This is a genomic window from Streptomyces sp. NPDC004051 (genome assembly GCF_053604275.1).
The window spans coordinates 21978-46874 of sequence record NZ_JBSGHG010000008.1 but is presented as its reverse complement, the minus strand read 5'-3'; the positions used below and the strand labels follow the sequence as shown (position 1 = coordinate 46874).

21 protein-coding genes and 1 pseudogene are annotated in these 24897 nt (G+C 72.1%); 9 read left to right on the top strand and 13 right to left on the bottom strand.

What is annotated here, in order from left to right:
* Positions 1-898: pseudogene (locus ACWEQO_RS11670) on the top strand (oxygenase MpaB family protein).
* A gap of 21 nt (positions 899-919) precedes the next feature.
* Here ACWEQO_RS11670 and ACWEQO_RS11665 read toward each other — a convergent pair.
* On the bottom strand, positions 920-1540 hold the full coding sequence (locus ACWEQO_RS11665; protein ID WP_452981676.1) for a class I SAM-dependent methyltransferase: 621 nt from the start codon (positions 1538-1540) through the stop codon (positions 920-922).
* A gap of 302 nt (positions 1541-1842) precedes the next feature.
* On the opposite strand from ACWEQO_RS11665, the gene ACWEQO_RS11660 reads away from it, so the two are divergent.
* Positions 1843-2256 carry a roadblock/LC7 domain-containing protein gene (locus ACWEQO_RS11660; RefSeq protein ID WP_361458804.1) on the top strand — a complete coding sequence of 138 codons (414 nt, stop codon included), beginning with the start codon at positions 1843-1845 and terminating at the stop codon, positions 2254-2256.
* A 255-nt stretch (positions 2257-2511) separates the two neighbouring features.
* Here ACWEQO_RS11660 and ACWEQO_RS11655 read toward each other — a convergent pair whose 3' ends face one another.
* Both ACWEQO_RS11655 and ACWEQO_RS11650 read right to left on the bottom strand, forming a co-directional pair.
* Positions 2512-3378: an acyl-CoA thioesterase gene (locus tag ACWEQO_RS11655; protein ID WP_361458802.1), complete on the bottom strand. Its 867-nt coding sequence runs from the start codon at positions 3376-3378 to the stop codon at positions 2512-2514.
* Positions 3379-3397: 19 nt separating this feature from the next.
* Positions 3398-5920 (bottom strand): DEAD/DEAH box helicase, encoded by a 2523-nt coding sequence (locus ACWEQO_RS11650; RefSeq protein WP_361458800.1) that lies wholly within the window; start codon positions 5918-5920, stop codon positions 3398-3400.
* 136 nt (positions 5921-6056) lie between these two features.
* Between ACWEQO_RS11650 and ACWEQO_RS11645 the strand changes: the two genes are divergently transcribed.
* A complete protein-coding gene (locus ACWEQO_RS11645; protein ID WP_361458798.1) occupies positions 6057-6851 on the top strand; it encodes a metal-dependent hydrolase in 795 nt (264 codons plus the stop codon).
* A 27-nt stretch (positions 6852-6878) separates the two neighbouring features.
* Here the strand turns inward: ACWEQO_RS11645 and ACWEQO_RS11640 are convergent, their stop codons facing one another.
* The 5 genes from ACWEQO_RS11640 to ACWEQO_RS11620 form a co-directional block, all read right to left on the bottom strand.
* Positions 6879-7133, bottom strand: a complete 255-nt coding sequence (locus ACWEQO_RS11640; protein ID WP_109380703.1) for a type B 50S ribosomal protein L31 — start codon at positions 7131-7133, stop codon at positions 6879-6881.
* Positions 7134-7210: 77 nt separating this feature from the next.
* Positions 7211-7681, bottom strand: coding sequence for a DUF5709 domain-containing protein (locus ACWEQO_RS11635; RefSeq protein WP_452981671.1), 471 nt, complete (start codon positions 7679-7681; stop codon positions 7211-7213).
* A gap of 200 nt (positions 7682-7881) precedes the next feature.
* Positions 7882-9663 carry an ABC transporter ATP-binding protein gene (locus tag ACWEQO_RS11630; protein ID WP_452981667.1) on the bottom strand — a complete coding sequence of 594 codons (1782 nt, stop codon included), beginning with the start codon at positions 9661-9663 and terminating at the stop codon, positions 7882-7884.
* Positions 9660-11552, bottom strand: a complete 1893-nt coding sequence (locus ACWEQO_RS11625; protein WP_452981664.1) for an ABC transporter transmembrane domain-containing protein — start codon at positions 11550-11552, stop codon at positions 9660-9662. The genes ACWEQO_RS11630 and ACWEQO_RS11625 overlap by 4 nt, the downstream gene beginning before the upstream one ends.
* A 183-nt stretch (positions 11553-11735) precedes the next feature.
* Entirely contained in the window at positions 11736-12203 is a 468-nt protein-coding gene (locus ACWEQO_RS11620) for a MarR family winged helix-turn-helix transcriptional regulator (RefSeq protein WP_361458790.1), read from the bottom strand.
* Between the two features lie 166 nt (positions 12204-12369).
* Between ACWEQO_RS11620 and ACWEQO_RS11615 the strand changes: the two genes are divergently transcribed.
* Both ACWEQO_RS11615 and mltG read left to right on the top strand, forming a co-directional pair.
* Positions 12370-14172: an ABC transporter ATP-binding protein gene (locus tag ACWEQO_RS11615; RefSeq protein ID WP_452981661.1), complete on the top strand. Its 1803-nt coding sequence runs from the start codon at positions 12370-12372 to the stop codon at positions 14170-14172.
* A gap of 43 nt (positions 14173-14215) precedes the next feature.
* Complete coding sequence (mltG, locus tag ACWEQO_RS11610; protein WP_361458786.1) at positions 14216-15055, top strand: endolytic transglycosylase MltG; 840 nt, start codon at positions 14216-14218, stop codon at positions 15053-15055.
* Positions 15056-15128: 73 nt separating this feature from the next.
* Here the strand turns inward: mltG and ACWEQO_RS11605 are convergent, their stop codons facing one another.
* Entirely contained in the window at positions 15129-16211 is a 1083-nt protein-coding gene (locus ACWEQO_RS11605; protein ID WP_452981657.1) for an NAD(P)-binding domain-containing protein, read from the bottom strand.
* 114 nt (positions 16212-16325) lie between these two features.
* Between ACWEQO_RS11605 and ACWEQO_RS11600 the strand changes: the two genes are divergently transcribed.
* The gene (locus ACWEQO_RS11600) at positions 16326-16754 is read left to right on the top strand and encodes a YjbQ family protein (protein ID WP_452981655.1); all 429 of its coding nucleotides are present in this window, start codon (positions 16326-16328) and stop codon (positions 16752-16754) included.
* A 348-nt stretch (positions 16755-17102) separates the two neighbouring features.
* Here the strand turns inward: ACWEQO_RS11600 and ACWEQO_RS11595 are convergent, their stop codons facing one another.
* Both ACWEQO_RS11595 and ACWEQO_RS11590 read right to left on the bottom strand, forming a co-directional pair.
* Positions 17103-17939, bottom strand: a complete 837-nt coding sequence (locus tag ACWEQO_RS11595) for a universal stress protein (RefSeq protein ID WP_452981652.1) — start codon at positions 17937-17939, stop codon at positions 17103-17105.
* A gap of 139 nt (positions 17940-18078) precedes the next feature.
* Positions 18079-18981, bottom strand: a complete 903-nt coding sequence (locus ACWEQO_RS11590; protein WP_452981649.1) for a universal stress protein — start codon at positions 18979-18981, stop codon at positions 18079-18081.
* A gap of 301 nt (positions 18982-19282) precedes the next feature.
* On the opposite strand from ACWEQO_RS11590, the gene ACWEQO_RS11585 reads away from it, so the two are divergent.
* Positions 19283-19753 (top strand): cation:proton antiporter regulatory subunit, encoded by a 471-nt coding sequence (locus ACWEQO_RS11585; protein ID WP_361458776.1) that lies wholly within the window; start codon positions 19283-19285, stop codon positions 19751-19753.
* A gap of 142 nt (positions 19754-19895) precedes the next feature.
* Here ACWEQO_RS11585 and ACWEQO_RS11580 read toward each other — a convergent pair whose 3' ends face one another.
* Positions 19896-21188 (bottom strand): MFS transporter, encoded by a 1293-nt coding sequence (locus ACWEQO_RS11580; protein ID WP_452981645.1) that lies wholly within the window; start codon positions 21186-21188, stop codon positions 19896-19898.
* Between the two features lie 126 nt (positions 21189-21314).
* Positions 21315-22406, bottom strand: a complete 1092-nt coding sequence (locus ACWEQO_RS11575) for a DNA polymerase III subunit beta family protein (RefSeq protein ID WP_452981642.1) — start codon at positions 22404-22406, stop codon at positions 21315-21317.
* A gap of 390 nt (positions 22407-22796) precedes the next feature.
* On the opposite strand from ACWEQO_RS11575, the gene ACWEQO_RS11570 reads away from it, so the two are divergent.
* Together ACWEQO_RS11570 and ACWEQO_RS11565 are read left to right on the top strand one after the other, a co-directional pair.
* A complete protein-coding gene (locus tag ACWEQO_RS11570) occupies positions 22797-24491 on the top strand; it encodes an IS200/IS605 family accessory protein TnpB-related protein (protein ID WP_452981639.1) in 1695 nt (564 codons plus the stop codon).
* Positions 24488-24862 (top strand): VOC family protein, encoded by a 375-nt coding sequence (locus tag ACWEQO_RS11565; RefSeq protein WP_452981636.1) that lies wholly within the window; start codon positions 24488-24490, stop codon positions 24860-24862. Before ACWEQO_RS11570 ends, ACWEQO_RS11565 begins: the two co-directional genes overlap by 4 nt.
* Positions 24863-24897 lie beyond the last annotated feature (35 nt).

Below are 24897 nucleotides of genomic sequence, written 5' to 3'. Positions count from 1 at the left end.
GTGAAGCGCTTCGAGCGACTGGAACAGATCCGGCGGATGGACCCGCACCGGGACGCCACGGAGATCTACCGCCTCAGCGCGGCGTACGAATTCCCCTGGGACTTCGCCCGGTCACTCGAACTCGCCCTGTACCGCACGTACGCCGGTTCCCCGCATCGGCCGTCTGCTCGCCGAGACCGCGGAGCTCACGGACCGCTCCCAGAAGCGCTACGACGACACCTCGCTCCTCCTGGACGCCCTCGTCGAGCACGGATTCGGCAGTGACCGGGGCCGGACCGCGATCCGCCGCATCAACCGGATGCACCGCAGCTACGACATCCCCGACGACGACATGCGGTACGTCCTGTGCACGTTCGTCGTGATGCCCAAGCGGTGGATCGACGCCTACGGGTGGCGCAGGATGTCACGGCACGAGACCGTCGCCAGTGTCGTCCATTACCAGACACTCGGGCGGCACATGGGCATCCAGGGCATCCCCGGCTCCTACGAGGAGTTCGAGAGCTGCCTCGACTCCTACGAGCAGTCCCACTTCGGCTGGGACGAGGGCGCGCGCCGGGTCTCGGACGCCACGCTCGCTCTCATGGCCTCCTGGTACCCGCGCCCGCTCGCCCCGCTGCTGCGCACCGCCACACTGGCCCTGCTCGACGACCCCCTCCTGCGGGCCTTCCGGTACACCCCGCCGAGCGCCGCCACACGCGCGTGCGTACGCCGCGCGGTGCGGCTGCGCGGCCGCGCGGTCCGGCTGCTGCCGCCCCGGCGCGCCCCGCACTTCGCCCGGCAGAACCGGGAGATCAAGAGCTATCCGGACGGCTACCGACTGGAGGACCTGGGCACCCGCCCGGTGCCGGGCCTCGGCGGCTGCCCGGTGCGACACCCGGACAGCGCGCCCACCGACTGAGCACCGGGGCGGCCGAAGAGGTCAGTCCTCCCGGACGGCCAGCGCCAGGAACCGCGTCTCCTCGTCGGCGTACGACGTCATGCGCCAGCCCGAACCGGCCAGCAGCGGGCGGAGGTTGTGCTCCGCGCGGAGATCGTCCGGTGTGAGCGAGCGGCCCTGGCGGGCGGCGAGCGCGGCCCTGCCGATCGGGTGGAACAGCGCGAGCGTCCCACCGAGGCGCACCACCCGTGCCAACTCACGGAGATTTTCGGCCGGATGGGGCAGGTGCGCGATGAGGCCCGCCGCGAACACGGCGTCGAGCGACCCCGGGCGCAGGGGCAGTGCGGCGACGTCGGTGAGCAGCAGCGTGCCGTCGCCGTCCCGTCCGGCGGCCGCGGCCTCCCGCAGCATGGCCGGCGTCAGATCCGCCCCGAGGACCGTCCCCGAGGAGCCCACCGCGGCACGCAGCGGCGGCAGGGCCCGTCCGGTGCCGCAGCCCGCGTCGAGCACCCGGTCGCCCGCACGCAGTCCGAGGTCGGCGACCGCGGCCGCGTAGGCCGGACCGTCGTCGGGGAAACGGCGGTCCCAGCCGGCGGCACGTGCGGTGAAGAACTCCTGGACGTGTGTGTGGTCGTCCGTGCGGTCGTCGCTCATGTCCCGCATGATCCCCCACCGGACGGCCCGGACCGCACCGTCCGGCGGCAAAGAGCTCGCCGGTACGGGTTCCGTGCGGGTTCCTCACGGGTTCCTCACGTGTTCCGTGCGGGACGGAATCGCGCCGTTCCTCGTCGGTCATCTTCTGCCCCATGGCTCCTAACCTCCTTGTCCGGCGCCCGGTCGTGGGGAAGGCTGGCCACGGGGATCTCCCCGCCAGGGGATGTGCCGCACGGGGGAAGCGAACGGAAAGGCTCACGAACAGGACCACGGGAACCATCACGGGGAAGAGCAAGGGGGAGATGCGCGAAATGACGCAACAACAGGGACTCGACTGGCTGCTGGACGACCTGGCCCAGCGTGTCGAGCAGGTGCGGCACGTTCTGGTCCTGTCCAACGACGGACTGGTGACCGGGACGAGCACGGGACTGCGCCGGGAGGACGCGGAGTACCTGGCGGCCGTGTCGTCCGGACTGCACAGCCTCGCCAGGGGATCCGGACAGCACTTCGGTGCGGGCGGAATGCGCCAGACGATGATCGAGTTCGACGACGCCATGCTCTTCGTCACCGCGGCGGGCGCCGGCAGCTGTCTGTGCGTGCTCAGCGGGGCCGAGGCCGACGTCGGACGGGTCGCCTACGAGATGACCCTGCTGGTCAACCGGGTCGGAGAACACCTGGACGTGGACGCCCGCCGACCGGGCTCCAACGGTCTCGCGGGGAGCTGACCCGCACGCTCGTCGACCCCGCGGAGTTGTCCACAGGCCTGTCGCAGAGAGTGACCGTGTGGATACGGTTCTCTCCGGGCCGGCGCACGCCGTGCCGGCCGTGCGCATTCCGCGGGGGAGACGAGCATGTCCGTGAACACCACCACCCACACCACCACGACGAACACGCCCGCCACGCCCGGACCGCCCGCCACGCCCGGCCGGCCGGGCGTCGGCCGGAAGCACGCGGCGGGAACCGGCGACCGGCCCGCCGGTCTACAACGCCCGGAACAGACCCTCCTGGACGACGGACACCAGCATCCGCCCCGCACGGTCGTAGATCCGCCCGCGGGCCAGCCCCCGCCCGCCCGTGGCGATCGGTGACTCCTGGTCGTACAGGAACCACTCGTCCGCACGGAACGGGCGGTGGAACCACATGGCGTGGTCCAGCGAGGCCATGTCGAAGCCCCGCGGGCCCCACAGCGGTTCCACCGGGATCCGGACGGCGTCCAGCAAGGTCATGTCGCTGGCGTAGGTCAGGGCGCAGGTGTGCACCAGCGGATCGTCACCGAGCGGGCCGACCGCGCGCATCCACACCGCGCTGCGCGGCTCGGCGTCCTTGACCTCGTCCCGGTTCCAGCGCAGCCGGTCCACGTAGCGGATGTCGAAGGGCTGACGGCGGGCCATCAGCTCCAACTGCTCCGGCAGCGCGCCCAGATGCTCGCGGATCTCGTCCGTGACCGTCGGCAGCGACTCGGGGTCCGGGACCGCGCGGGCCGGCGGCAGCTGGTGCTCGAAACTCCCCTGCTCGGGCTTGTGGAAGGAGGCGGTGAGATTGAAGATCGTGCGCCCCTGCTGCACGGCGGTGACCCGGCGGGTCGTGAACGACCGTCCGTCCCGCACCCGTTCCACCTCGTACACGATCGGCACCCCGGGACGCCCCGGGCGCAGGAAGTACGCGTGCAGCGAGTGCACGGGGCGGTCGCCCTCGGTGGTGCGGCCCGCGGAGACCAGGGCCTGGCCGGCCACCTGGCCGCCGAAGACCCGCTGCAGCGACTCCTGCGGACTGCGGCCCCGGAAGATGTTGACCTCGATCTGCTCCAGGTCGAGCAGGGCGACGAGGCTCTCGGTCGGATTCGTCATGCGAGAAATGCTCCTGTGCTCACAGCTGGCCGACATCGGTGACCCGGACGACCGCACGGCCCTCCGCGTCGGAGGCGGTGAGGTCGACCTGCGCGCTGATGCCCCAGTCGTGGTCGCCGTTCGGATCGTCGAAGATCTGCCGGACCCGCCACAGCCCGTCGGCCGGCACCTCCTCGATCAGCAGCAGCTTGGGACCGCGGGCGTCGGGGCCGGTGCCGAGCTCCTCGTACTCGTCCCAGTACTTGTCCATCGCCTCGCCCCAGGCGTCCGCGTCCCAACCGGCCTCGGCGTCCAGCTCGCCCAGCGCGTCGACCTGGTCCAGAGCGGCGAGTTCGACCCGGCGGAACATGGCGTTGCGGACCAGGACGCGGAAGGCACGCGCGTTGGCGGTGACCGGCTTGACCTGGTCGGCCTTCTCCTGGGCCTCCTCGGCGGTCATCTCCGCGGGGTTGGCCAACTGCTCCCACTCGTCCAGCAGACTGGAGTCGACCTGACGCACCATCTCGCCCAGCCAGGCGATCAGGTCCTGGAGGTCCTCGGACTTCAGGTCGTCCGGGACCGTGTGCTCCAGGGCCTTGTAGGCGCTGGCCAGGTACCGCAGCACGATGCCCTCGGTGCGGGCCAGCTCGTAGTGGGACACCAACTCCGTGAAGGACATCGCCCGTTCGTACATGTCCCGCACCACGGACTTCGGCGACAGCGGATGGTCGCCGACCCAGGGATGGCTCTTGCGGTAGGTGTTGTACGCGTGGAAGAGCAGCTCCTCCAACGGCTTCGGGTACGTGATGTCCTGGAGGCGCTCCATGCGCTCCTCGTACTCGACGCCGTCCGCCTTCATCAGGGCGACCGCCTCGCCGCGCGCCTTGTTCTGCTGGGCGGCGAGGATCTGGCGCGGGTCGTCCAGCGTGGACTCCACCACGGACACCATGTCGAGCGCGTACGACGGCGAGTCGGGGTCCAGCAGCTCGAACGCGGCCAGCGCGAAGGTGGACAGCGGCTGGTTCAGCGCGAAGTCCTGCTGGAGATCCACGGTCAGCCGGACGATCCGGCCCTCGGCGTCCGGCGCGTCCAGCTTCTCGACGATGCCGCCGTCCAGCAGCGAGCGGTAGATGGCGATCGCCCGCCGGATGTGCCGCAGCTGCTGCCGGCGCGGCTCGTGGTTGTCCTCGAGGAGGTGCCGCATCGCCTCGAAGGCGTTGCCGGGCCGGGCGATCACCGACAGCAGCATCGTGTGCGTCACCCGGAAACGCGAGGTCAGCGGCTCGGGATCGGATCCGATGAGCTTCTCGAAGCTCTGCTCCGACCAGGCGACGAACCCCTCGGGCGCCTTCTTGCGGACGACCTTGCGGCGCTTCTTCGGGTCGTCGCCCGCCTTGGCCAGCGCCTTCTCGTTCTCGATGACGTGCTCGGGGGCCTGGGCGACGACGAACCCCTCGGTGTCGAAGCCGGCCCGTCCGGCGCGGCCCGCGATCTGATGGAACTCCCGGGCCCGCAGCGTGCGCACCCGGTTCCCGTCGTACTTGGTCAGGGCGGTGAACAGCACCGTGCGGATCGGGACGTTGACGCCCACACCCAGCGTGTCCGTACCGCAGATGACCTTCAGCAGACCGGCCTGCGCGAGTTTCTCCACCAGCCGCCGGTACTTGGGCAGCATGCCGGCGTGGTGCACACCGATGCCGTGCCGGACGTAGCGGGAGAGGTTGCGGCCGAACTTGGTGGTGAAGCGGAAGTTGCCGATCAGATCGGCGATCCGGTCCTTCTCCTCACGCGTGCACATGTTGATGCTCATCAGCGCCTGGGCCCGCTCCACCGCCTGCGCCTGCGTGAAGTGCACGATGTAAACCGGAGCCTGCCGGGCCGCCAGCAGATCCGTGAGCGTCTCGGTGAGCGGCGTGTAGCGGTACTCGTAGGACAGCGGCACCGGGCGGGTCGCCGAGCGGACCACCGAGGTGGGGCGGCCGGTGCGGCGGGCGAGGTCCTTCTCGAAGAAGGAGACGTCACCGAGCGTCGCCGACATCAGGACGAACTGCGCCTGCGGCAGTTCCAGCAGCGGGATCTGCCAGGCCCAGCCGCGGTCCGGCTCCGCGTAGAAGTGGAACTCGTCCATCACGACCTGGCCGACGTCGGCGTACCTGCCGTCGCGCAGCGCGATCGAGGCCAGCACCTCGGCGGTGCAGCAGATGACCGGGGCGTCGGCGTTGACGGACGCGTCGCCGGTCAGCATGCCGACGTTCTCCGTGCCGAAGACCTTGCACAGCTCGAAGAACTTCTCCGACACCAGGGCCTTGATGGGGGCCGTGTAGAAGGTGACCTCGTCCCGCGCCAGCGCGGCGAAGTGGGCGGCCGCCGCGATCATGCTCTTGCCCGAGCCGGTGGGCGTCGAGACGATCACGTTCGCCCCGGAGACCACCTCGATCAGCGCCTCCTCCTGGTGGGGGTAGAGCGTGAGACCGCGTTCCTCGGCCCACGACTCGAAGGCTTCGTACAGGGCGTCGGGGTCGGCGGTCGGTGGCAGCTGATCGATAAGGGTCACACCCCCCATCTTGCCTGCCGTCGGGCCCCGCGTGGGAATCGGATTCGGGAACGAAGATCGCTAAGGCTACGCTGTGGCGCCGAGAGGCGTCAGCGCACCTGGTCAACCGGACAGCGGTGCACGAGCAATGGGGCGGGTAACGGGGATGATGGGACCAGCACACTCACTGTCGGGCGCCGCGGCCTGGCTCGGTGTCGGAGCGGCGACGGCCGCCGCAGGGAGCCCGATGCCCTGGCCGGTGCTGCTCGTCGGCGCGCTCATCTGCGCCGGCGCCGCCCTCGCCCCGGACCTGGACCACAAGGCGGCGACGATATCCCGCGCCTTCGGGCCCGTCTCCCGCAGGCTGTGCGAGATCGTCGACAAGCTGTCGTCCGCCGTCTACAAGGCCACCAGGAAGCCGGGCGACCCACGCCGTTCCGGCGGCCACCGCACCCTCACCCACACCTGGCTGTGGGCGGTCATGATCGGCGGGGGCACCTCCGTCCTGGCCATCACCGGCGGCCGGTGGGCGGTGCTGGCCATCCTCTTCGTCCACATGGTGCTGGCCATCGAGGGTCTGCTGTGGCGGGCGGCCCGGGGCGCCAGCAGCGACGTACTGGTGTGGCTGCTCGCCGCGACCAGCGCGTGGATCCTCGCGGACATCCTGGACCAGCCGGGCAACGGCGCCGCCTGGCTGTTCACTGCACCGGGCCAGGAGTACCTGTGGCTGGGGCTGCCGATCGTCCTGGGCGCGCTGGTCCACGACATCGGGGACGCGCTGACCGTCTCCGGCTGTCCGATCCTGTGGCCCATACCGGTGGGCCGCAGGCGCTGGTACCCCGTGGGCCCGCCGAAGGCGATGCGGTTCAAGGCGGGCAGCTGGGTGGAGATCAAGGTGCTGATGCCGGCGTTCATGCTGCTCGGCGGAGTGGGCGGCGCGGTGGCGCTCAACGTGGTCTGAGGCGGCGGCCCGGCCCGCCCGGGGCTCTCACCCGGAGCCCTCACCGCCGTACCGGCGCTCGAAGCGGGCGACGCGCCCTTCCGTGTCCACGGTGCGCGCCTTGCCCGTGTAGAAGGGGTGGCTCTCCGAGGAGATCTCCACCTCCACCACCGGGTAGGTCTCGCCGTCGTCCCATTCGATGGTCTGCTCGCTGGTCGCGGTGGACCGGGTGAGGAAGGCGTAACCGGCGGACCGGTCGCGGAAGACGACGGGGTGGTAGTCGGGGTGCTTGTCCTGCTGCATGAAAGCTCCTTGTGCGACTCGTGCCACTCGTTGCGACGTGCCTCGTCCGGGGACGGCGGGCAGGGAGGCGGAGGGGGTCACCCGGGCAGGGTGTCCTCGTCGATGACATGCACGGCGGCCTCCTCGGCCGAGGCCGCCGCGCCGTCGATACCGACGTCCGTGGCCACCAGGGCGGTCTCCTCGTCCTCGTGCGCCCCCTCGTCGGGAGCGACGAGCCGGCCGGAGCGCGCGGCACCGACCTCGTTGTCCAGGAGTTCGCCGTCGGTGCCCTCGCTGTCGCCGAGGCCGTCGCCGTCGAGAGCCGCGGTGTCGGGCAGCTCCTCGGCGAGCCGCTGGTCCAGCGTCTCGCCCTCGCGGCCCTCCGCGGCCGTCACACCGGTGTGCTCCACGGCCCACGGCCGCTCGGGAGGGGACCAGCCCCGGTCGAGGGGGTCGTCCACGCCGTCGTCCATGAGGGTGTCCTCGGCATCGAGCAGTCCGGCGTCGTCCTGAACCTCGGACTCGTCGGGCTGGTAGACATCGTCTCCCCAACCGCCGGCACTGTTCACGGGTACCTCCAGGGGTGGCGACGGGCCCGTTCCCGCCGTGGCCCGCTGCGGGCCGCACCTGCACGGAGCACCGGCCTCACCCGCACCCCGGCCCTCCGGAGCCCCCGGATGTTCCCCGAGCCGGTGCCTGACTCCAGCCTTCCACCCAGGTTCGGCTCCGCGCAACGGCACGGCGTCCCGCCGGGCGGGCGGCAGTGGCCTCACCCGTGCCAGGAACGCCACAGCGCCGCGTACGCGCCGTCCGCGGCGACCAGCTCGTCGTGGCTGCCCAGCTCGCTGATGCGGCCGTTCTCGACGACGGCGATGACGTCCGCGTCATGGGCGGTGTGCAGGCGGTGGGCGATGGCGACGACGGTGCGACCGTCGAGGACCCGGGACAGGGAGCGCTCCAGACGCCGCGCCGCGCGGGGGTCGAGCAGTGAGGTCGCCTCGTCCAGGACCAGCGTGTGGGGGTCGGCCAGCACCAGGCGGGCCAGCGCGATCTGCTGGGCCTGGGCCGGGGTGAGCGCGAGCCCTCCCGAGCCGACCTCACTGTCGAGACCGTCGTCGAGCGCATGGGCCCAGCCGTCCGCGTCGACCGCGCCGAGTGCCGCCCACAACCGGTCGTCCTCGGCGTCCGTCCGGGCGAGCCGCAGGTTGTCGCGCAGGGAACCCACGAAGACGTGGTGCTCCTGGTTGACGAGGGCCACATGGCTACGGACCCGTTCCGCGGTCATCCGGGACAGCTCGGCACCGCCCAGGGTCACCGTGCCGTCCCGGGGCGCGTAGACACCGGCGAGCAGCCGGCCCAGAGTGGACTTGCCGGCGCCGGACGGACCGACCAGCGCCAGCCGGGTGCCGGGGGCGACCTCGAGCGACACCTTGCGCAGCACGTCGACGCCCTCGTGGTAGCCGAAGCGCACCTGCTCCGCGCGCACCCGGCGCCCGTCGGGGGCCAGGGTGCCGTCACCGGCGTCGGGCTCGATCTCCCGGACGCCGACCAGCCGGGCCAGCGACACCTGGGCCACCTGCAACTCGTCGTACCAGCGCAGGATCAGCCCGACCGGGTCGACGAGCATCTGGGCGAGCAGCGTCCCGGTCGTCAGCTGGCCGACACCGATCCAGCCCTGGAGGACGAACACCCCACCGATCATCAGCACCGAGCCGAGCACGGTCACGTGGGTGATGTTGACGACCGGGAAGAGCACCGACCGGAGCCAGAGCGTGTAGCGCTCCCAGGCCGTCCACTCCCGCACCCGCTGATCCGACAGCGCCACGCGGCGCTCGCCGAGGCGGTGGGCCTCCACCGTCCGCCCCGCGTCCACGGTCTCGGCGAGCGCCGCGGCCACGGCGGCGTACCCGGCGGCCTCCGAGCGGTACGCCGACGGCGCCCGCCGGAAGTACCAGCGGCAGCCGGCCACCAGCAGCGGAACGGCCACCAGCACGGCCGGCGCCAGTTCGGGCGCCGTGACCACCAGACCGCCCAGCAGCAACGCCGCCCACACCACACCGATGGTCAGCTGGGGCACGGCCTCGCGCATCGCGTTGCCGAGCCGGTCGATGTCGGTGGTGATCCGGGACAGCAGATCACCGGTTCCGGCGCGTTCCAGCACTCCCGGGGGCAGTCCGACCGACCGCACCAGGAAGTCCTCGCGCAGATCGGCCAGCATCCGCTCGCCGAGTACGGCCCCGCGCAGGTGGACCTGCCGGACGAACACCGCCTGGACGATCAGCGCGAGCACGAACAGCCCGGCGGTGAGCCCCAGATGGAGCTCCCGCGTCCGGTCGGACACCCGCTCCACCAGACCGCCCAGCAGATACGGGCCGATCATCGAGGAGACCACCGCGACGGTGTTCACCGTGATCAGCAGGACGAAGGCCCGGCGGTGCCTGCGGAGCAGCTCGGCCACGTAGGCGCGGACGGTGGCGGGGGCGCCCACGGGCAGGGTGCCGGCCGTGGTGGGGGCCGCCGGGTCGTAGGCCGGTGGCGCCACGCCGATCATGCCGTCTCCTCGATCTCTTCGAGTTCTTCCAGAGCGTTCAGACCGTTCGGACCGTCCAGGTCGTCCAGGTCGTCCAGGTCGTCCAGGTCGTTCAGGTCGTCCAGGTCGTTCAGGTCGTTCAGGCTTTTCAGGTCGTCGACGTCCTTCAGGCCGTCGCGGTCCTCCCGGGCCACCACGGCCCGGTACCGGGGCTCGGTCCGCACCAGCTCGCGGTGGCCGCCCACCGCCACGACAGCTCCGTCGTGCAGGAAGACCACCTGGTCGGCCCGGTCGAGCAGCAGGGGCGACGAGGCGAAGACCACGGTGGTGCGGCCCGCCCGCAGTTCGCCCAGGCCCTGTGCGACACGGGCCTCGGTGTGCGAGTCCACGGCGGAGGTCGGCTCGTCCAGTACGAGTACCTCCGGATCGGCGACCAGCGACCGGGCCAGGGAGAGCCGCTGGCGCTGGCCGCCGGAGAGGGACCGTCCGCGTTCGGTGATCAGCGCGTCCATCGGATCGGCTGCGGCGGGTGAACCCTGCACCAGTGCCGCCAGCACGTCCCCGCACTGCGCGGCCTCCAGGGCCTCGCGCGCTCCGACGGCACCGGAGGCGGGTACGTCGAGCAGTTCGCGCAGCGTGCCGGAGAGCAGCACCGGGTCCTTGTCCTGCACGAGGACGGCGCCGCGGGCGGCGTCCAGCGGCAGCTCGTCGAGCGGCACCCCGCCGAGCAGCACCGAACCGTCCCGCCCGGCGGACGCCGCGTGCCCGCCGAGCCGTTCGGCCAGCCGCCCCGCCGCGTCCGGATCCCCGCACACCACGGCGGTGAGCCGGCCCGCCGGGGCGAGCAGACCGGTCACCGGGTCGTACAGGTCACCGGCGGGCGTGACGGCAGGCGGCGCGCCCGAGGTGCCCGTGGCCCGCTCCAGCGACAGCACACGCGCCGCGCGGGTGGCCGAAGGCCGTGAGAAGGAGTACGCCATGGCGATCTCCTCGAAGTGCCGCAGCGGGTAGGCGAGCAGCATGACCGAGCTGTAGACGGTGACCAGTTCGCCCACCGCGATGCGTCCCTCACGGGCCAGGTGGACGCCGTAGCAGACCACGGCGATCAGCAGGATTCCCCGCAGCAGCACCTGGACCGCCGCGATGAGGGACCACATCCGGGCACTGCGCACGGCCGCGTGGCGGAGGTCCTGGGACGCGCGCCGGTAGCGCTCGAGGAACAGTTCCTCGCCGCCGATGCCGCGCAGCACCCGCAGTCCGGCGACGGTGTCCGAGGCGAGTTCCGTGGCCCGGCCGGCCTTCTCCCGCTGGGCGTCGGCCCTGCGGGTGGCGTGCGGCAGCAGGGGCAGCACCGCGAGCGCCAGCAGGGGCACCCCCACGACGACGAGCACGCCGAGCGCGGGCTGGAGGACGAGCAGGCCGACACAGACCGCCACGACGGTGACCACCGCCGCGGTGAACCGCGACAGGGCCTCCACGAACCAGCCGATCTTCTCGACGTCACCGGTGGACACCGCCATCACCTCGCCGGCCGCGACACGCCGGGTCAGCACGGACCCCATGACCGCGGCCCTGCGGGCGAGCACCTGCTGGACGCGGGCGGCCGCGGTGATCCAGTTGGTGACGGCGGTCCGGTGCAGGAAGGTGTCACCGACGGCGTTCGCCGCGCACGCCAGCGCCAGGAGACCGCCGGCCAGGGCCAGGCGGGAGCCGGAGCGGTCGACGGCGGCCTGGACCCCGACACCCACGCAGAACGGCAGCGAGGCGACGGCGGTGAAGTGCAGCAGTCCCCAGGCCAGCGATCTGAGCTGGCCGGAGAGCTGATTCCGGAAGAGCCACCACAGGAATCGGGGACCCGAGCGGGCATCGGGCACGCCCGGATCGGGATACGGAAGGTCTTGGATCTGCATGACGTCCCAGTGACTCGCAGAGGCGGGGCCGTGCGTCGTCCGCGGACGACTGCGGCAGCAAACCGTGACAGGTTGACCCCGCTGCGTACGGGAAGGCAAACGGTTTTCCACGAGAGCGCACGGAACCGGCTGCCCGCCCCGGAGGGGCACGGCGCGGACTCCGGACGGGCGCGCCGCGCCGCCTCAGCAGGACGTGTCGTCCTGCCGCGGTACGGCCGCCGTTCCGTCGATCAGGGCGTCCAGCAAACCGCCGAGGGCCTCACGCTGTTCGTCCGTCAGCGGAGCCAGGATCTCCTCGGCGGCGGCCCGGCGCGCGGCGTGCAGCTCCCGCAGGGCGGTGTGCCCGTCCTCGGTGAGCTCGATCCGGATCACCCGCCGATTGGCCGGATCGGGCACCCGCCGTACCTTGCCGTTCGCCTCCAGTCCGTCGACCAGCGTCGTCACCGCTCGTGGCACCACTTCCAGCCGTTCGGCCAGATCGGCCATGCGCGGTGGTGAGGCGTAGTGGGCGAGGGTGCGCAGCAACCGGGACTGGGCCGGGGTGATGCCCAGTTCGCGCCGCACCAGATGACGCTTCTGGATGCGGTGCACCCGGCGGGTCAGCCGAAGCAGCTGCTCGGCCAGCAGGCCGTCGGGGTCGGGGGTGGTCATGCGCGGAACAATATCAGGATGCCGTTCATTGTGAGTATAGGTAACAATGAGCTAGGCTCCGCTGACCCCGGCGTGCCCGGCACCGGGCGGCCGTTCCCGGCTCCCTGTCGCGCCCTGTCGCCCTGTACTTCCTCCAGCTTCCTGCTGCCAGTTCCCGAAGGAGACCATGCACCCCGACCGCGAACCCGTCTGGAGCGCACCCGCGGGCGCCGGGGAACAGCCCCGGCAGGTGCGCCGCATCCTGAAGTTGTTCCGCCCCTACCGGGGGCGGCTCGCGATCGTCGGCCTGCTCGTCGGGGCGGCGTCCCTCGTCTCGGTCGCCACCCCGTTCCTGCTGAAGACGATCCTCGACGTCGCGCTCCCCGAGGGCCGGACCGGACTGCTCAGCCTGCTCGCCCTCGGCATGATCCTCGGCGCCGTCCTCACCAGCGTCTTCGGAGTGCTCCAGACGCTGATCTCCACGACCGTCGGTCAACGGGTCATGCACGACCTGCGCACCGCGGTCTACGACCGGCTCCAGCGCATGTCGCTCGCCTTCTTCACGCGCACCCGCACCGGCGAGGTCCAGTCCCGCATCGCCAACGACATCGGCGGCATGCAGGCCACCGTGACCTCGACGGCGACCTCGTTGGTCTCCAACCTCACCAGCGTCGTCGCCACCGTCGTCGCGATGCTCGTCCTCGACTGGCGGCTGACCGTCGTCTCGCTGGTCCTGCTGCCGGCGTTCGTGTGGATCAGCCGCCGCGTCGGCAACGAACGCAAGAAGATCACCACCCAACGCCAGAGGCAGATGGCTTCGATGGCCGCCACGGTCACCGAGTCGCTGTCGGTCAGCGGCATCCTGCTCGGCCGCACCATGGGCCGCTCCGACTCTCTGACCAGGGCGTTCGCCGACGAGTCCGAACTGCTGGTGGACCTCGAGGTGCGGTCGAACATGGCCGGCCGCTGGCGCATGGCCGTCATCACGATCGTCATGGCCGCCATGCCCGCCGTCATCTACTGGACCGCGGGCATCGTCCTGCAGGCGGGCGGGCCCGGCGTCTCCATCGGGACGATCGTCGCCTTCGTCTCGCTCCAGCAGGGTCTGTTCCGGCCGGCGGTGAGCCTGCTGTCGACCGGTGTCCAGGTCCAGGCGTCGCTCGCGCTGTTCCAGCGCATCTTCGAGTACCTCGACCTCCCGGTCGACATCACCGAGCGCGCGGAGCCGGTCCGCCTCGCCCGGGTCGGCGGCGAGGTCCGGTTCGAGAACGTCACCTTCGGCTACGACGGCAAGGGCGGTCCCGTCCTCGACGGCGTCGACGTCACCGTCCCCGCCGGCACCAGCCTCGCCGTGGTCGGTTCGACCGGCGCCGGCAAGTCCACGCTCGGCCACCTCGTGCCCCGGCTGTACGACGTCACCTCCGGCCGGGTCACCCTCGACGGCGTGGACGTGCGCGACCTCGACTTCGACACCCTGGCGCGCGCGGTCGGCGTCGTCTCCCAGGAGACGTACCTCTTCCACGCCTCCGTCGCCGACAACCTGCGCTTCGCCAAGCCCGACGCCACCGACGAGGAACTCCACGCGGCGGCCCGCGCGGCGCAGATCCACGACCACATCGCCGCCCTGCCCGACGGGTACGACACGGTCGTGGGGGAGCGCGGTCACCGTTTCTCCGGTGGCGAGAAGCAGCGTCTGGCGCTGGCCCGGACCATCCTGCGCGACCCGCCGGTCCTCGTCCTCGACGAGGCGACCAGCGCGCTCGACACCCGTACCGAGGCCGCCGTCCAGCAGGCCATCGACGCGCTGTCGGCCGACCGCACCACGCTCACCATCGCCCACCGGCTGTCCACCGTCCGCGGCGCCGACCAGATCGTGGTGCTCGACGCGGGCCGGGTGGTCGAACGCGGCACGCACGAGGAGCTGCTGGAGCTGGACGGGCGCTACGCGGGACTTGTCCGCAGGGACGCCCAACTGGAGCCGACAAAATGAAAATATGCCGGGTTTGGGGCCCTATGGGCGTTACCGTGCCCGCATGCAGAAGAACACTCCGTCACGGAACACGATCCGACTGACGCGCCGGGGCCGGCTCGCCCTCGTCGTGACCGGGGCCGTCGTGGCCGGCACCGCCGTGGCGGTGCCCCTGCTGATCCTGGGCGACGGCGATTCCCGCCCCACCACCCTGGTGATCCCCGAGGGCCACCGGGCGAGCCAGGTGTACGCGGCCGTCGACGAGGCCCTCCGGCTGCCCGCGGGGAGCACGAAGAAGTCCCTCGCGAAGGCCGGCCTCAAGCTGCCGGACGACGCCGAGGGGAACCCGGAGGGTTATCTCTTCCCGGCGACCTATCCGCTGAAGGAGGGGGCGACGCCGGAGCAACTGCTGTCGCTGATGGTCGACACCGCCAACAAGAAGTTCAACGGCGCCCCGACCGCCGCCGGTGCGCAGCGCAACGCGATGAGCGTCTACCAGGCCGTCACCGTCGCGAGCATCGTCCAGGCGGAGGCGTCCACCAAGGCCGACCGGGGCAAGGTGGCCCGGGTGATCTTCAATCGGCTGGAGCGGGGGATGCCGCTGCAGATGGACTCGACGCTCGCCTACGCCCCGGGCCGTTCGGCATCGCGCTCCACCGAGGCGGACACCGAGGTCGACAGCCCCTACAACTCGTACACGCGCATGGGGCTGCCGCCCACCCCGATCGACAATCCCGGCGAGGAGGCGATGCGGGCGGCGATCAACCCGACGCCGGGCGACTGGCTGTACTTCGTCACGGTCGCACCGGGCGACACCCGCTTCACCGCCGACCACAAGGAGCACCAGCGCAACGTCGCCGAGTTCAACGCACGGCAGAAGAAGGAGAAGGGGGAAAAGGCGTAAGGGGGGAAGGGGGCAGGAGGCGAGCGGCCGGCCCGAGGAGTGAGCCGGCCGGCACCACCACTCGAAAGGGGCGTCAGGCCGCGACGCGTTCCTCCGCCAGCAGACGCCTGATGTCCCGTACGGCCGAGCGCCCGGCGCGGTTGGCCCCGACGGTACTGGCCGAAGGACCGTAGCCGACGAGGTGGACGCGGGGGTCGGCGACCGCCCGGGTGCCCTCGACGCGGATGCCGCCGCCCGGCTCCCGCAGGCGCAGCGGAGCGAGGTGCTCGACGGCGGGACGGAACCCGGTGGCCCACAGGATCACGTCGGCCGCCACTCGCCGCCCTTCCCCCCACTCCACCCCCTCCGGCGTGATCCGGTCGAACATCGGCTGCCGGTCCAGGACGCCGTCGGCGAGACCCCGGCGGATCGCGTCGTTCAGCGGCAGCCCCGTCACCGAGACGACGCTGCGCGGCGGCAGCCCCTGCCGTACCCGCTCCTCGACCAGTGCCACGGCCGCCCGCCCCGCCTCCTCGTCGAAGGGGCCCTCGTGGAAGACCGGGGGCCGCCGGGTCACCCAGGTGGTGGCCGCCGCGTGGGGGGCGATCTCCAGCAGGTGCTGGGTGGCCGAGGCGCCTCCCCCCACCACGACCACCCGCCGGCCGGCGAACGCCTCGGGGCCCGGGTACTGAGCGGTGTGCAACTGCCGTCCCAGGAAGGTCTCCTGGCCCTCGTAGCGCGGCCAGAGCGGCCGATTCCAGGTGCCGGTGGCGTTGATCAGCGTCCGTGTCGACCAGGCGCCCGCCGAGGTCTTCACCAGCAGCCGCCCGCCGGTTCCCTCCCGCACCGCCCGCACCCGCACCGGTCGCCGTACCCGCAGGTCGAACGTCTGCTCGTAGCGGTCGAAGTACTCCGTGATGACCTCGGAGGACGGCCGGGCCGGATCGGCGTCCGTGAGTTCCATGCCGGGCAGCGAGTGCATCCCGTGCACCTTGCCGTACGTGAGTGAGGGCCAGCGGTACCGCCAGGCGCCGCCGGGGCCGGGGTTGTGGTCGAGCACCACGAAGTCGCGGTCCGGCTCGAACCCGGTGCGCCGCAGATGGTAGGCGCTGGACAGGCCCGCCTGCCCGGCGCCTATGACGACTGCCTGGACCTCGGTCACCTCTGCCCCACTCATGTAGTTCATATTTCTACTAACACGGTTGGGGGGACACATCTTCCCGCGGACCGTCACCGCCGCTCGGAGGCGTCCTTCCCCGAAGGCCCCGGCACATGGGCCAGGATGGAAGCCATGTCAGATGCCTTCACCACCCGGGTCCTGAACGTCGCCACCGGCTCCGCGGAGCGGGTCGTCGACATCACCGGCCACTGCGAGTCCTTCCTGCGGGAGGTGGCAGCCGGCCGCGACGGACTGCTCAATCTCCTCGTGCCGCACGCCACCGCCGGCATCGCCGTCATCGAGACCGGCGCCGGCAGCGACGACGACCTCCTGGCCACCCTGCACACCCTGCTGCCGGCCGACGACCGCTGGCAGCACCGCCACGGCAGCCCCGGCCACGGCCGCGACCACGTCCTGCCCGCCCTCGTCCCGCCGCACGCCACCCTGCCCGTACTGGACGGCCGGCTGGAACTGGGCACCTGGCAGTCCGTGTGCCTGGTCGACACCAACCGCGACAACCCCGACCGCCAGGTCCGGCTGAGCTTCCTCGGCGGCCGGTAGACCGGTGGTCCGGCAGGACCGGTGCTCCGGCGAGGCCGGTGACCGACGGAGCGGGCCGGACGCGCCGGCGCCCGGCGGGAGCCCGCTTCGTCGTCGGCGTCGGGCCCGGCGCCGGGGACACTCCCGTGGACCACCAGGGCGGCGGTGCCACCGTCGCCGGCGTCGGTGCGCTCGGCGGACCTGCCCGGCGCGCCCGGTGCGTCGCACGTGAGCGAGACCCGGAACCGGCCGCTCTCGCGCGATCGCCTCCGCGTTCGCCGACCGGGAGACCCGCGTCGTACACCTGGCCCCCTCGTGCCGTCGAGGTGACCGGACGTCATCACGTCCGACGGCACCGCCTCCGGCCGGTCACCGCTCGCCGCGGACGACGGTGACGGGGCAGTCGGCGTGGTGGAGCAGTGCCTGGCTCACCGAACCCAGCAGCATCCCGGTGAAGCCGCCGTGCCCCCGGGCCCCGGTCACCAGCAACTGGGCCTGCCTGCTGGCGTCCAGCAGTGCGTGGCGCACCCGGGACCGCTCCACGAGCAGTTCCACGGACACCTCCGGACGAGCGGCCCGGATCGGCGCCAGGGCCTCCTCCAGCCGGTGCCGGTGCTTCTCGCGGAGCTGGTCCAGGTCCACCAGCACGTTCAGCGGGTCGGCGGGGCGCTCGTACGGTGTCGGCTCGTTCCAGGTGTTCCACACGTGCAGTGCGACCAGCCGGGCCCGGCGCAGCGCCGCCTCGGCGAAGGCGAACTCGGCCGCCGCCGCACCGGCCGCCGAGCCGTCCGCGGCGAGGAGCACGGGCCCCTGCGGATCGGGGCGTCCCCGGACCGTCATGACCGGGCAGTGCCCGTGGGCGGCCAACTGCACGACCGTCGAGCCCAGCAGCAGGCCCCCGAACCCGCTGCGGCCCCGTCTGCCGAGCACGGCCAGCACCGCGTGGCGCGACTCGCTCCGCAGCACCGTCAGGGCGCCCCCGGAGACCACGGTCCTGGCCACCTCCAGACCCGGCGCCAGGTCGGCGGCCCGCTGTTCCGCCTGGGCCAGGACGCCGTGGATCATCGGGTCCAGGTCGGACGGACGACTGAAGGCGTGCACGATCCGCAACTGTGCGTCGCGCAGCCGGGCTTCCCGGGCCGCGACGTCCACCGCGGCGAGACTGGACGGCGATCCGTCCACTCCGACGATCACGGTGTTGTCCACTGCTCACTCCCGTCCGGGCCGGCCCCCGAGGCGGGTGCGTCCCGGTTCACGCCCGCGAGTCCCCGCCCGGGTACCCGAGGGCCGGGGGCCGTACCGGCCAGGAGCCCGGCGGCCCGGAAGCCCCGGAAGGGGAAGCGCGCTACGCGTCCCCCTCCGCCTTCTCCCCGCCGGCGCCGCGGACGACGGCCACCGGGCAGTGGGCGTGGTGCAGCATCGCCTGGCTGACCGAACCGAGCAGCAGCCCGGTGAACCCGCCCCGCCCCCGGGCCCCGACCACCAGCAAGCGAGCCGTACGGCTCGCTTCGATGAGCGCTTCGCGGGTACCGCCGTGCACGAGCTCGTGCCGGACCTTCACACCGGGATACCGCTCCTGGTACCCGGCCAGCGCCTCGGACAGCAGACGCTCCTCACCGGCCTCCAGCTCACCGGGCGCGCCCGCGTAGGGAGCCTTCTCGTCCTGCGGGGCCGGGGCCGGCGCGTTCCAGGTGGTCCAGGAGTGCAGCGCGACCAGTTCGGCACCGCGCAGAGACGCTTCGGTGAAGGCGAAGTCGATCGCCGCCGCGCCCGCCGGGGAACCGTCGACCCCGACCACGACCGGCCCGTCCACCGCCCCCGACTCGCGCACGACCAGAACCGGGCACCGCCCGTGAGCCGCCAGGTGCACCGCCGTCGACCCCACCAGAAGCCCGACGAAACCCCCCATCCCGCGGGATCCGACGACCACGAGCTCCGCGGAGGCGGACTGCGCCTCCAGCACGGACAACGGTTCTCCCGTCACCACGGTGTGCGAGACGTCCACGTCCGGCGCCACCGACCTGGCGTGTTCCACCGCCTCAGCCACCAGCTGATCGGCCGCGGCCTGCAGACCGCTTTCGGGCGGGCCCAGCGGCGAAGGACCCAGCGGCACATGCATGGCGGGCCAGAGGAACGCATGCACCACCCGCAGCTCGGCCTTACGTTGCCGGGCCTCCTCGGCCGCGACACCCACCGCGGCCAGGCTCGAGGCCGATCCATCGACTCCCACAACGACCAGACGACTCATGACGCCTCCCCAATCGGTATGTCACCACCATGATCTCATTGCGGAACCGCGTGGCGATGGGCCCAACGGGCCACACTTCCGGAGCGATCAGCACCCTCCGATGGTCCGCCTCCGTGAGGGTCGAGTCCACCGCGACCGTTTGTCCATCCTTGACACCACCCACCCTCTCGACGGCATGGCGGGATGACACCATGTCCCCCACGGGGGGGCTGACCATCAGCGGGATGGAGGGACCCTCCCACCCAGCACGACGGATGATCAGAAGAAACCGGGAAGGGGACGGGCTGTGCCTGCTCCACGGATGAGCACCACGCCACTGCCGGGCATCGGCGTGAAATACGACCTCACCACGCGTGAGCGCCAGCACCTCTCCGTGATCGCGCACCGGGACGGCGCACGCACGGTCAACGTCTACCGGTCCGACGACCCGGACGCCTGCGCCCAGTCGCTACGGTTGAACGTCGCCGAGTCGGCCGCCCTGATCGACGCGCTGATGCCCGCCCACCACAGCCCGAACCTGCTGCACACGACCGACCTGGGCCTGGTCGCGGAGCGCATCGAACTGTCCGCCGCCTCCCACTGGAACGGCAGGGTGCTGGGCGACACCAGGATGCGCACCGCCACCGGCGCCTCGATCGTGGCCGTGCTGCGCCGGGCCGAGGCGATCCCGTCCCCGACACCGGACTTCCGGCTTGCGGGCGGCGACACCCTCATCCTCATCGGCACTCGTGAGGGCATCGAGACCGCCGCCGAGATCCTCGGGCGGGAGTGAGCGCGCGTACTCCCTTTTTCGCGAGTTTTCGCGAGCCTCCGTCACCGCGCTGACGAAGACGGCCACCGACCGGTGGGCCGCTCGACGGGCAGACCGTCTCCGGGCCGTGCCGCCGTTACGCAGCCGGCACGGCCGGCCCCGCTCAGCGGGACCGCAGCCCCGTACGGTCGTTGCGCAGCGGCCCGGAGGCCAGGCCCGCCAGCCCGACGCCGACGAGCATGACGGCACAGGCGACGAGGACGACTGCGGGACCTTCGAGATCGGCGAAGGCGCCGAGCGCACTGTTCATGAGCAACAAGGCCAGGCTCTGGACGAGCACGAGAACCGCCTGGACGCGGGACAGATGGCTTTCCGGTGCTGCTGCCAGGATCAACGGCGCGATGTGCGCGGAGAAGACCCCGTTGCCGACACCGATGACCACGCCGGCGGTCACCGCCCCCGCCGCGCCCGGTGCCAGCGCCAGGGCGAGTACCCCCGCACCGGCCAGCACGAGCGCGCCCGCCGACAGCAGACCGGGCCGTCCCAGCGGACCGCGCCTCACCACCACCAGGGTGACCGCCACCATGCCCACGCCCTGCGCTCCGATCACGAGCCCCGCGGCCCCCGCGCCCCACTCCCGCTCACGGGCGAGCAGGGGAACCAGGAGCGACAGCACGGGCAACAGGAAGCCGGCCGCGAAACCGGTGAGGCAAAGACCCGGACGCAGCACCGGATGGGCGAAGGCCACGCGCACGCCGTCCACGGCCTCCTTGAGCAGACCGGCCGCCGCAGGGGACCGCGCCGCTTCGTACCGCGGGCGGACGACCGCCAGGACGATCAGCGTGAAGGCGAAGGTGACGGCGTTGAACACGGCCGCGCCCGCAAGCCCGGCAAGACCGACCAGGACGCCGCCCAGCGGCCCGCCTCCCATGGTGATCACCTGACCGCCGGCCTGTCGCAGGGACAACGCCCGCGGCAACTGTGCCTCGGCCACCAGCCGACGAGGCATGGACCCCGAAGCGGGCAGATAGAAGGCATCGACCACACCGACCGCGATGCCCGTCGCGATGAGCAACCAGGGCGGAGCCCCCAGGCGGTGGGCGAGGACCGCCAGACCGAGCGAGAAGACCAGCATCACCGCATCGCCGGTGATCAGCACACGACGCGCGCTGACCCGGTCGCCCACCGCGCCCCCGACGAGAAGGAGCAGAACGCGGGGAAGCGTGACCGCGCTCAGCACCAGACCCGCGACGCCCCCGCCGTACGCACTGGCGGCCCAGCCGAGAGCGAAGTAGAAGACCGCATTGCCCACGAGCGAGACCAGGATTCCGACGAGCCACCACAGGTAGGAGCGAGGCAGCCGCTCCCGGGCCCGCGAGTGCCGCCCGTCGTCCTGCGCGGACGGAACGCCACAAGCCGCCCCGGGAGACTCCTCGGTCCCGTCATCGACCGGCATCAGAACCCCCGACCCATGCCGCACCGGCCTCGGAACGAACGCTCCCGGTCACGCCCCACCCATCCATGTCGAGCCATCGGTCCATCCCGCCAGGGGCCTCAGTGCTTCAGTGCCTCAGAGCCCGGCTCAGGCCTGGCCGTCCAGCCGGACCGGCATCAGCAGCGAGAAGGTGTCCTCGTCGTCGGGGCGGCGGACCGCGAGCGGTGCCGTGGAGGCGCCGAACTCCAGGACCAGCCGGTCACGGGCCCCGGCGTCGAGGGCGTGCAGCAGGAACTCGCGGTTGACGGCGACACGGTCCTCGCCGTCGTCACCCTCCTCGCAGAGGACCACCGTGCCGTCCTCGGCCACCCCGAGCACGCTGACCTCGTAGGGCACCCCGTCCTGCTCACGCACCTCGCCGGTCCGGACGGGGCCCGCCTCCACCGCCTCCCGGAAGGCCGCCACGTCGACCATGGCCCGACGCCCGGCCGGCAGACGGACCAGGCGCCGGTAGTCCGGGAACTCCTGGTCGAGGCACCGACCGGCCACCTGCCGACCGCTCTCGGTCTCCAACGTCACCCGGTCACCGTCCACGGAGAGCCGGACGGGTTCGGTGCCGCCGGCCAGCGCCCGCATCGCGTCGACGAGCGGCAGGGGCACGGTCACCTGCACCCGGGGCCCGCCGTGCCCGGTGACCGCGGCCCGCGCGACGGCCAGCCGGTACCGGTCGGTCGCCACGAGGCGCAGGACGTCGTCCTCGAGGTCGAACAGGACCCCGCCGAGCATCGGCAGCTCGGGATCCGTACCGGCGGCGAAACGGACCGCGTCCAACGCGGCGGCCAGCTCGGGCGAGGAAAGCGCCGGTCGGGCCGAAGAGGTACGGAGCGAGGTCATGGGTTTCTCCCTGTCGTCGAGGAGAGCTCGGAGCGTGGAGAACTCACCGCGGGCATCGGACAACCCCTGTTCCAGCCGACGCAGGTGCTCCTGAAGGAGCTGCCGTACCAGATCGGTGTCCGCCCCGGCCCAGCCGGCCAGCACCAGCCGGATGTCGGCCAGTGGCATCCCGGCCCGGCGCAACCGCGCCAGCAGCCTGGCCTCGTCCGACTGCTCGGGCGCGTACCAGCGGTAGCCGCTGACCGGGTCCACCCAGTCGGGGACCAGCACCCCCGCACGGTCGTAGAACCGCAGGGCGCTCACGCTCAGGCCGCTGTCCCGGGCCATCTCACCAATGCTGCGCATCTCGCTCTCCACACCCGGGACCCTGCCGCCTCGACAAGGTCGAGGGTCAACCCGGACCGAACCCGGCTCGCTTCCTCTGCCTTCTCATCGTGCCCGGTTGCGGCCGCGGGTCCGGACCGTGCAACGGCCGTACAGAACCCGGACCGGTGGCGGACCGGCGTACCGCCGCGCATGCCCGCTGCGACCTGGGGTGGGGAAGTGCTGGGGTGTGGCTGAGCACGAGTGTGTTCCGGTGTGGATGAGTGAGCACAGACGGTCCGGGCCACGACCCACAGTGCGGGCGGTCATGCCGGAAGGGGGAATGGGGGTTCGTCTGCCGAATGCGTGACCCTGGCGGGTGGTGCTCGTTGGGCGGGATGAGCGGGTCGTCGGTCTGAGGGGGGTGGCGGGGTGGAGGGACCGCGGAAGCTCGCGGCGCCGTTCGTCGTGCCCGGCCCGTCGGGGGTGGCCATCCGTACCCGGCTCAAGCAGCTCACGTACGCCGATGAGGAGGTGCTGCGGCGGGTGAGCGCGCACCTGGGCGCGCTGGCCTCCGGTGATCTGAAGGCACGCTGCCGGGACGGTCTGGCCCATGATGCCGGGGCATGGGCTACGCGCAAGCGGGAGCTGACACCCCAGTCGTCGGCGCGGTGGGCGGGGGCAATCACCAGGGCCACGCACGACCAGTGGGCGCTGGCCCGCCGCAGTGCGCTGGCCCACCTCCAGGCGCTGGAAGCCGGTGTCCGGACCCTGCGCCACCGGCTGTCCCTGCCCCTCGGGGAGAAGGGCAGCAAGCGGGCGCCGGGCGGGTACCGCAGCAAACGGGAATGGCACGCCAAGGCCCGTCGGCTGCACGTACTGGAGGACCGGCTGGCCCGGGAGCGCGCCGCCTGGGAGGCCGGGACCGTACGCGTGGTGCGGGGCGGCCGGCGGCTGGCCCGGCTGCGGCACCAGCTGCCCGCCGCCCAGCTCACCGAGGACCAGTGGCGCGCACGCTGGCAGGCCACCCGGTGGTTCCTGCAGGCGGACGGGGAGAGCGGGAAGCGCCACGGCAACGAGACCATCCGCGTCGGCCCGGACGGTCAGGTCAGCATCAGGCTGCCCGCCCCCCTCGCTGGGCTGGCCAACGCCCCGCACGGCCGGTACGTGCTCACCGGCCGGGTGGCGTTCGCGCACCGGGGCGATCAGTGGGCCGACCGCGTGTCCGCGAACCGGGCGGTGGCCTACCGCATCCACCACGACCCGGACCGGGGCCGCTGGTACCTCACGGCCTCGTGGACGATCCCCCCGGTCCAGACCGTGTCCCTGGCGCTGGCCCGCTCGGGTGGTTTGATCGGCGTGGACACCAACGCCGACCACCTCGCCGCCTGGCGGCTGGACGAGCACGGCAACCCGTGCGGCGAGCCCCGCCGCTTCTCCTACGACCTCAGCGGCACCGCCCACCACCGGGACGCCCAGGTGCGGCACGCCCTCACCCGACTGCTGCACTGGGCTCGACGCGAAGGCTCCGCCATCGCGGTCGAAAACCTCGACTTCGGCGCGGAGAAGACCCGCGAGAAGCACGGCCGCAAAAAGCGGTTCCGCAAGCTCATCTCCGGCCTGCCCGTCTCGAAGCTGCGGGCACGGCTCGTGTCGATGGCGGCCGAACTCGGCATCGCCGTCGTCGCAGTCGACCCCGCGTACACCTCGATGTGGGGCGCGCAGCACTGGCAGAAGCCCCTCACCTCGAAGAACCGCAGGACCACCCGTCACGACGCCGCCGGCGTCGCGATCGGAAGGCGCGCCCTCGGGCACCGTATCCGGCGGCGGACGGCACCGCCCCCGCAGTACCAGAGCGATGCTGCGGGGCATCGGACCGCCCAGGCCGGATACGGTGCCCGAGGGCGTGAGGGAACCCGCCCCCGCATCCCCGGACCCCGCACGCGATGCGTGTCGCCGGATGCGGAGCGAACGCGGGCGACCAGTGCATCCACCACCGTTCGGGATGCGCCAGATGCTCAGGGCTGGGTCCAGGACTCACTCCTGCTCACTGATGAGGAACGGTACGACCCTTCCCGTACGGCGGAGTCGAGGAAGCATCCGAAGAACGAGGAGTATCGGAAGTGATTCGAAAGCTGCAGGCGGTCGCGCTGGACTGCGCCGATCCGGTACGGCTCGCGGAGTTCTACGCGGAACTGCTCGGCGGCCGGGTGGTCGCGGACCCGGAGGCTCCCGAGTGGGTCGAGGTGCACGGGTTCGAGGGGACGCCGTTGGCCTGCCAGCGGGTGGACGGCTACCGACCGCCCGAATGGCCCGGCCAGGGGCGTCCACAGCAGCTCCACCTGGACTTCGACGTGGACGACCTCGACGGCGAGGAGAAGCGGGCGCTCGCCCTCGGCGCGACCGTGCTGGAGCGGACGGACCAAATCCGCCCGGAGGCCAACTGGCGGGTCTACGCGGACCCGGCCGGCCATCCCTTCTGCCTCTGCCTCCACTGAGTCCCTGGGTCCACCGCAGCCACTGAGACAGCGTC

Bases quoted from the DNA above. Each gene is read 5' to 3' on its own strand.
- ACWEQO_RS11665 (WP_452981676.1), bottom strand. From the start codon at position 1,540: ATGCGGGACATGAGCGACGACCGCACGGACGACCACACACACGTCCAG.
- ACWEQO_RS11660 (WP_361458804.1), top strand. From the start codon at position 1,843: ATGACGCAACAACAGGGACTCGACTGGCTGCTGGACGACCTGGCCCAG.
- ACWEQO_RS11655 (WP_361458802.1), bottom strand. From the start codon at position 3,378: ATGACGAATCCGACCGAGAGCCTCGTCGCCCTGCTCGACCTGGAGCAG.
- ACWEQO_RS11650 (WP_361458800.1), bottom strand. From the start codon at position 5,920: ATGGGGGGTGTGACCCTTATCGATCAGCTGCCACCGACCGCCGACCCC.
- ACWEQO_RS11645 (WP_361458798.1), top strand. From the start codon at position 6,057: ATGATGGGACCAGCACACTCACTGTCGGGCGCCGCGGCCTGGCTCGGT.
- ACWEQO_RS11640 (WP_109380703.1), bottom strand. From the start codon at position 7,133: ATGCAGCAGGACAAGCACCCCGACTACCACCCCGTCGTCTTCCGCGAC.
- ACWEQO_RS11630 (WP_452981667.1), bottom strand. From the start codon at position 9,663: ATGATCGGCGTGGCGCCACCGGCCTACGACCCGGCGGCCCCCACCACG.
- ACWEQO_RS11625 (WP_452981664.1), bottom strand. From the start codon at position 11,552: ATGCAGATCCAAGACCTTCCGTATCCCGATCCGGGCGTGCCCGATGCC.
- ACWEQO_RS11620 (WP_361458790.1), bottom strand. From the start codon at position 12,203: ATGACCACCCCCGACCCCGACGGCCTGCTGGCCGAGCAGCTGCTTCGG.
- ACWEQO_RS11615 (WP_452981661.1), top strand. From the start codon at position 12,370: ATGCACCCCGACCGCGAACCCGTCTGGAGCGCACCCGCGGGCGCCGGG.
- mltG (WP_361458786.1), top strand. From the start codon at position 14,216: ATGCAGAAGAACACTCCGTCACGGAACACGATCCGACTGACGCGCCGG.
- ACWEQO_RS11605 (WP_452981657.1), bottom strand. From the start codon at position 16,211: ATGAGTGGGGCAGAGGTGACCGAGGTCCAGGCAGTCGTCATAGGCGCC.
- ACWEQO_RS11600 (WP_452981655.1), top strand. From the start codon at position 16,326: ATGTCAGATGCCTTCACCACCCGGGTCCTGAACGTCGCCACCGGCTCC.
- ACWEQO_RS11590 (WP_452981649.1), bottom strand. From the start codon at position 18,981: ATGAGTCGTCTGGTCGTTGTGGGAGTCGATGGATCGGCCTCGAGCCTG.
- ACWEQO_RS11585 (WP_361458776.1), top strand. From the start codon at position 19,283: ATGAGCACCACGCCACTGCCGGGCATCGGCGTGAAATACGACCTCACC.
- ACWEQO_RS11580 (WP_452981645.1), bottom strand. From the start codon at position 21,188: ATGCCGGTCGATGACGGGACCGAGGAGTCTCCCGGGGCGGCTTGTGGC.
- ACWEQO_RS11575 (WP_452981642.1), bottom strand. From the start codon at position 22,406: ATGCGCAGCATTGGTGAGATGGCCCGGGACAGCGGCCTGAGCGTGAGC.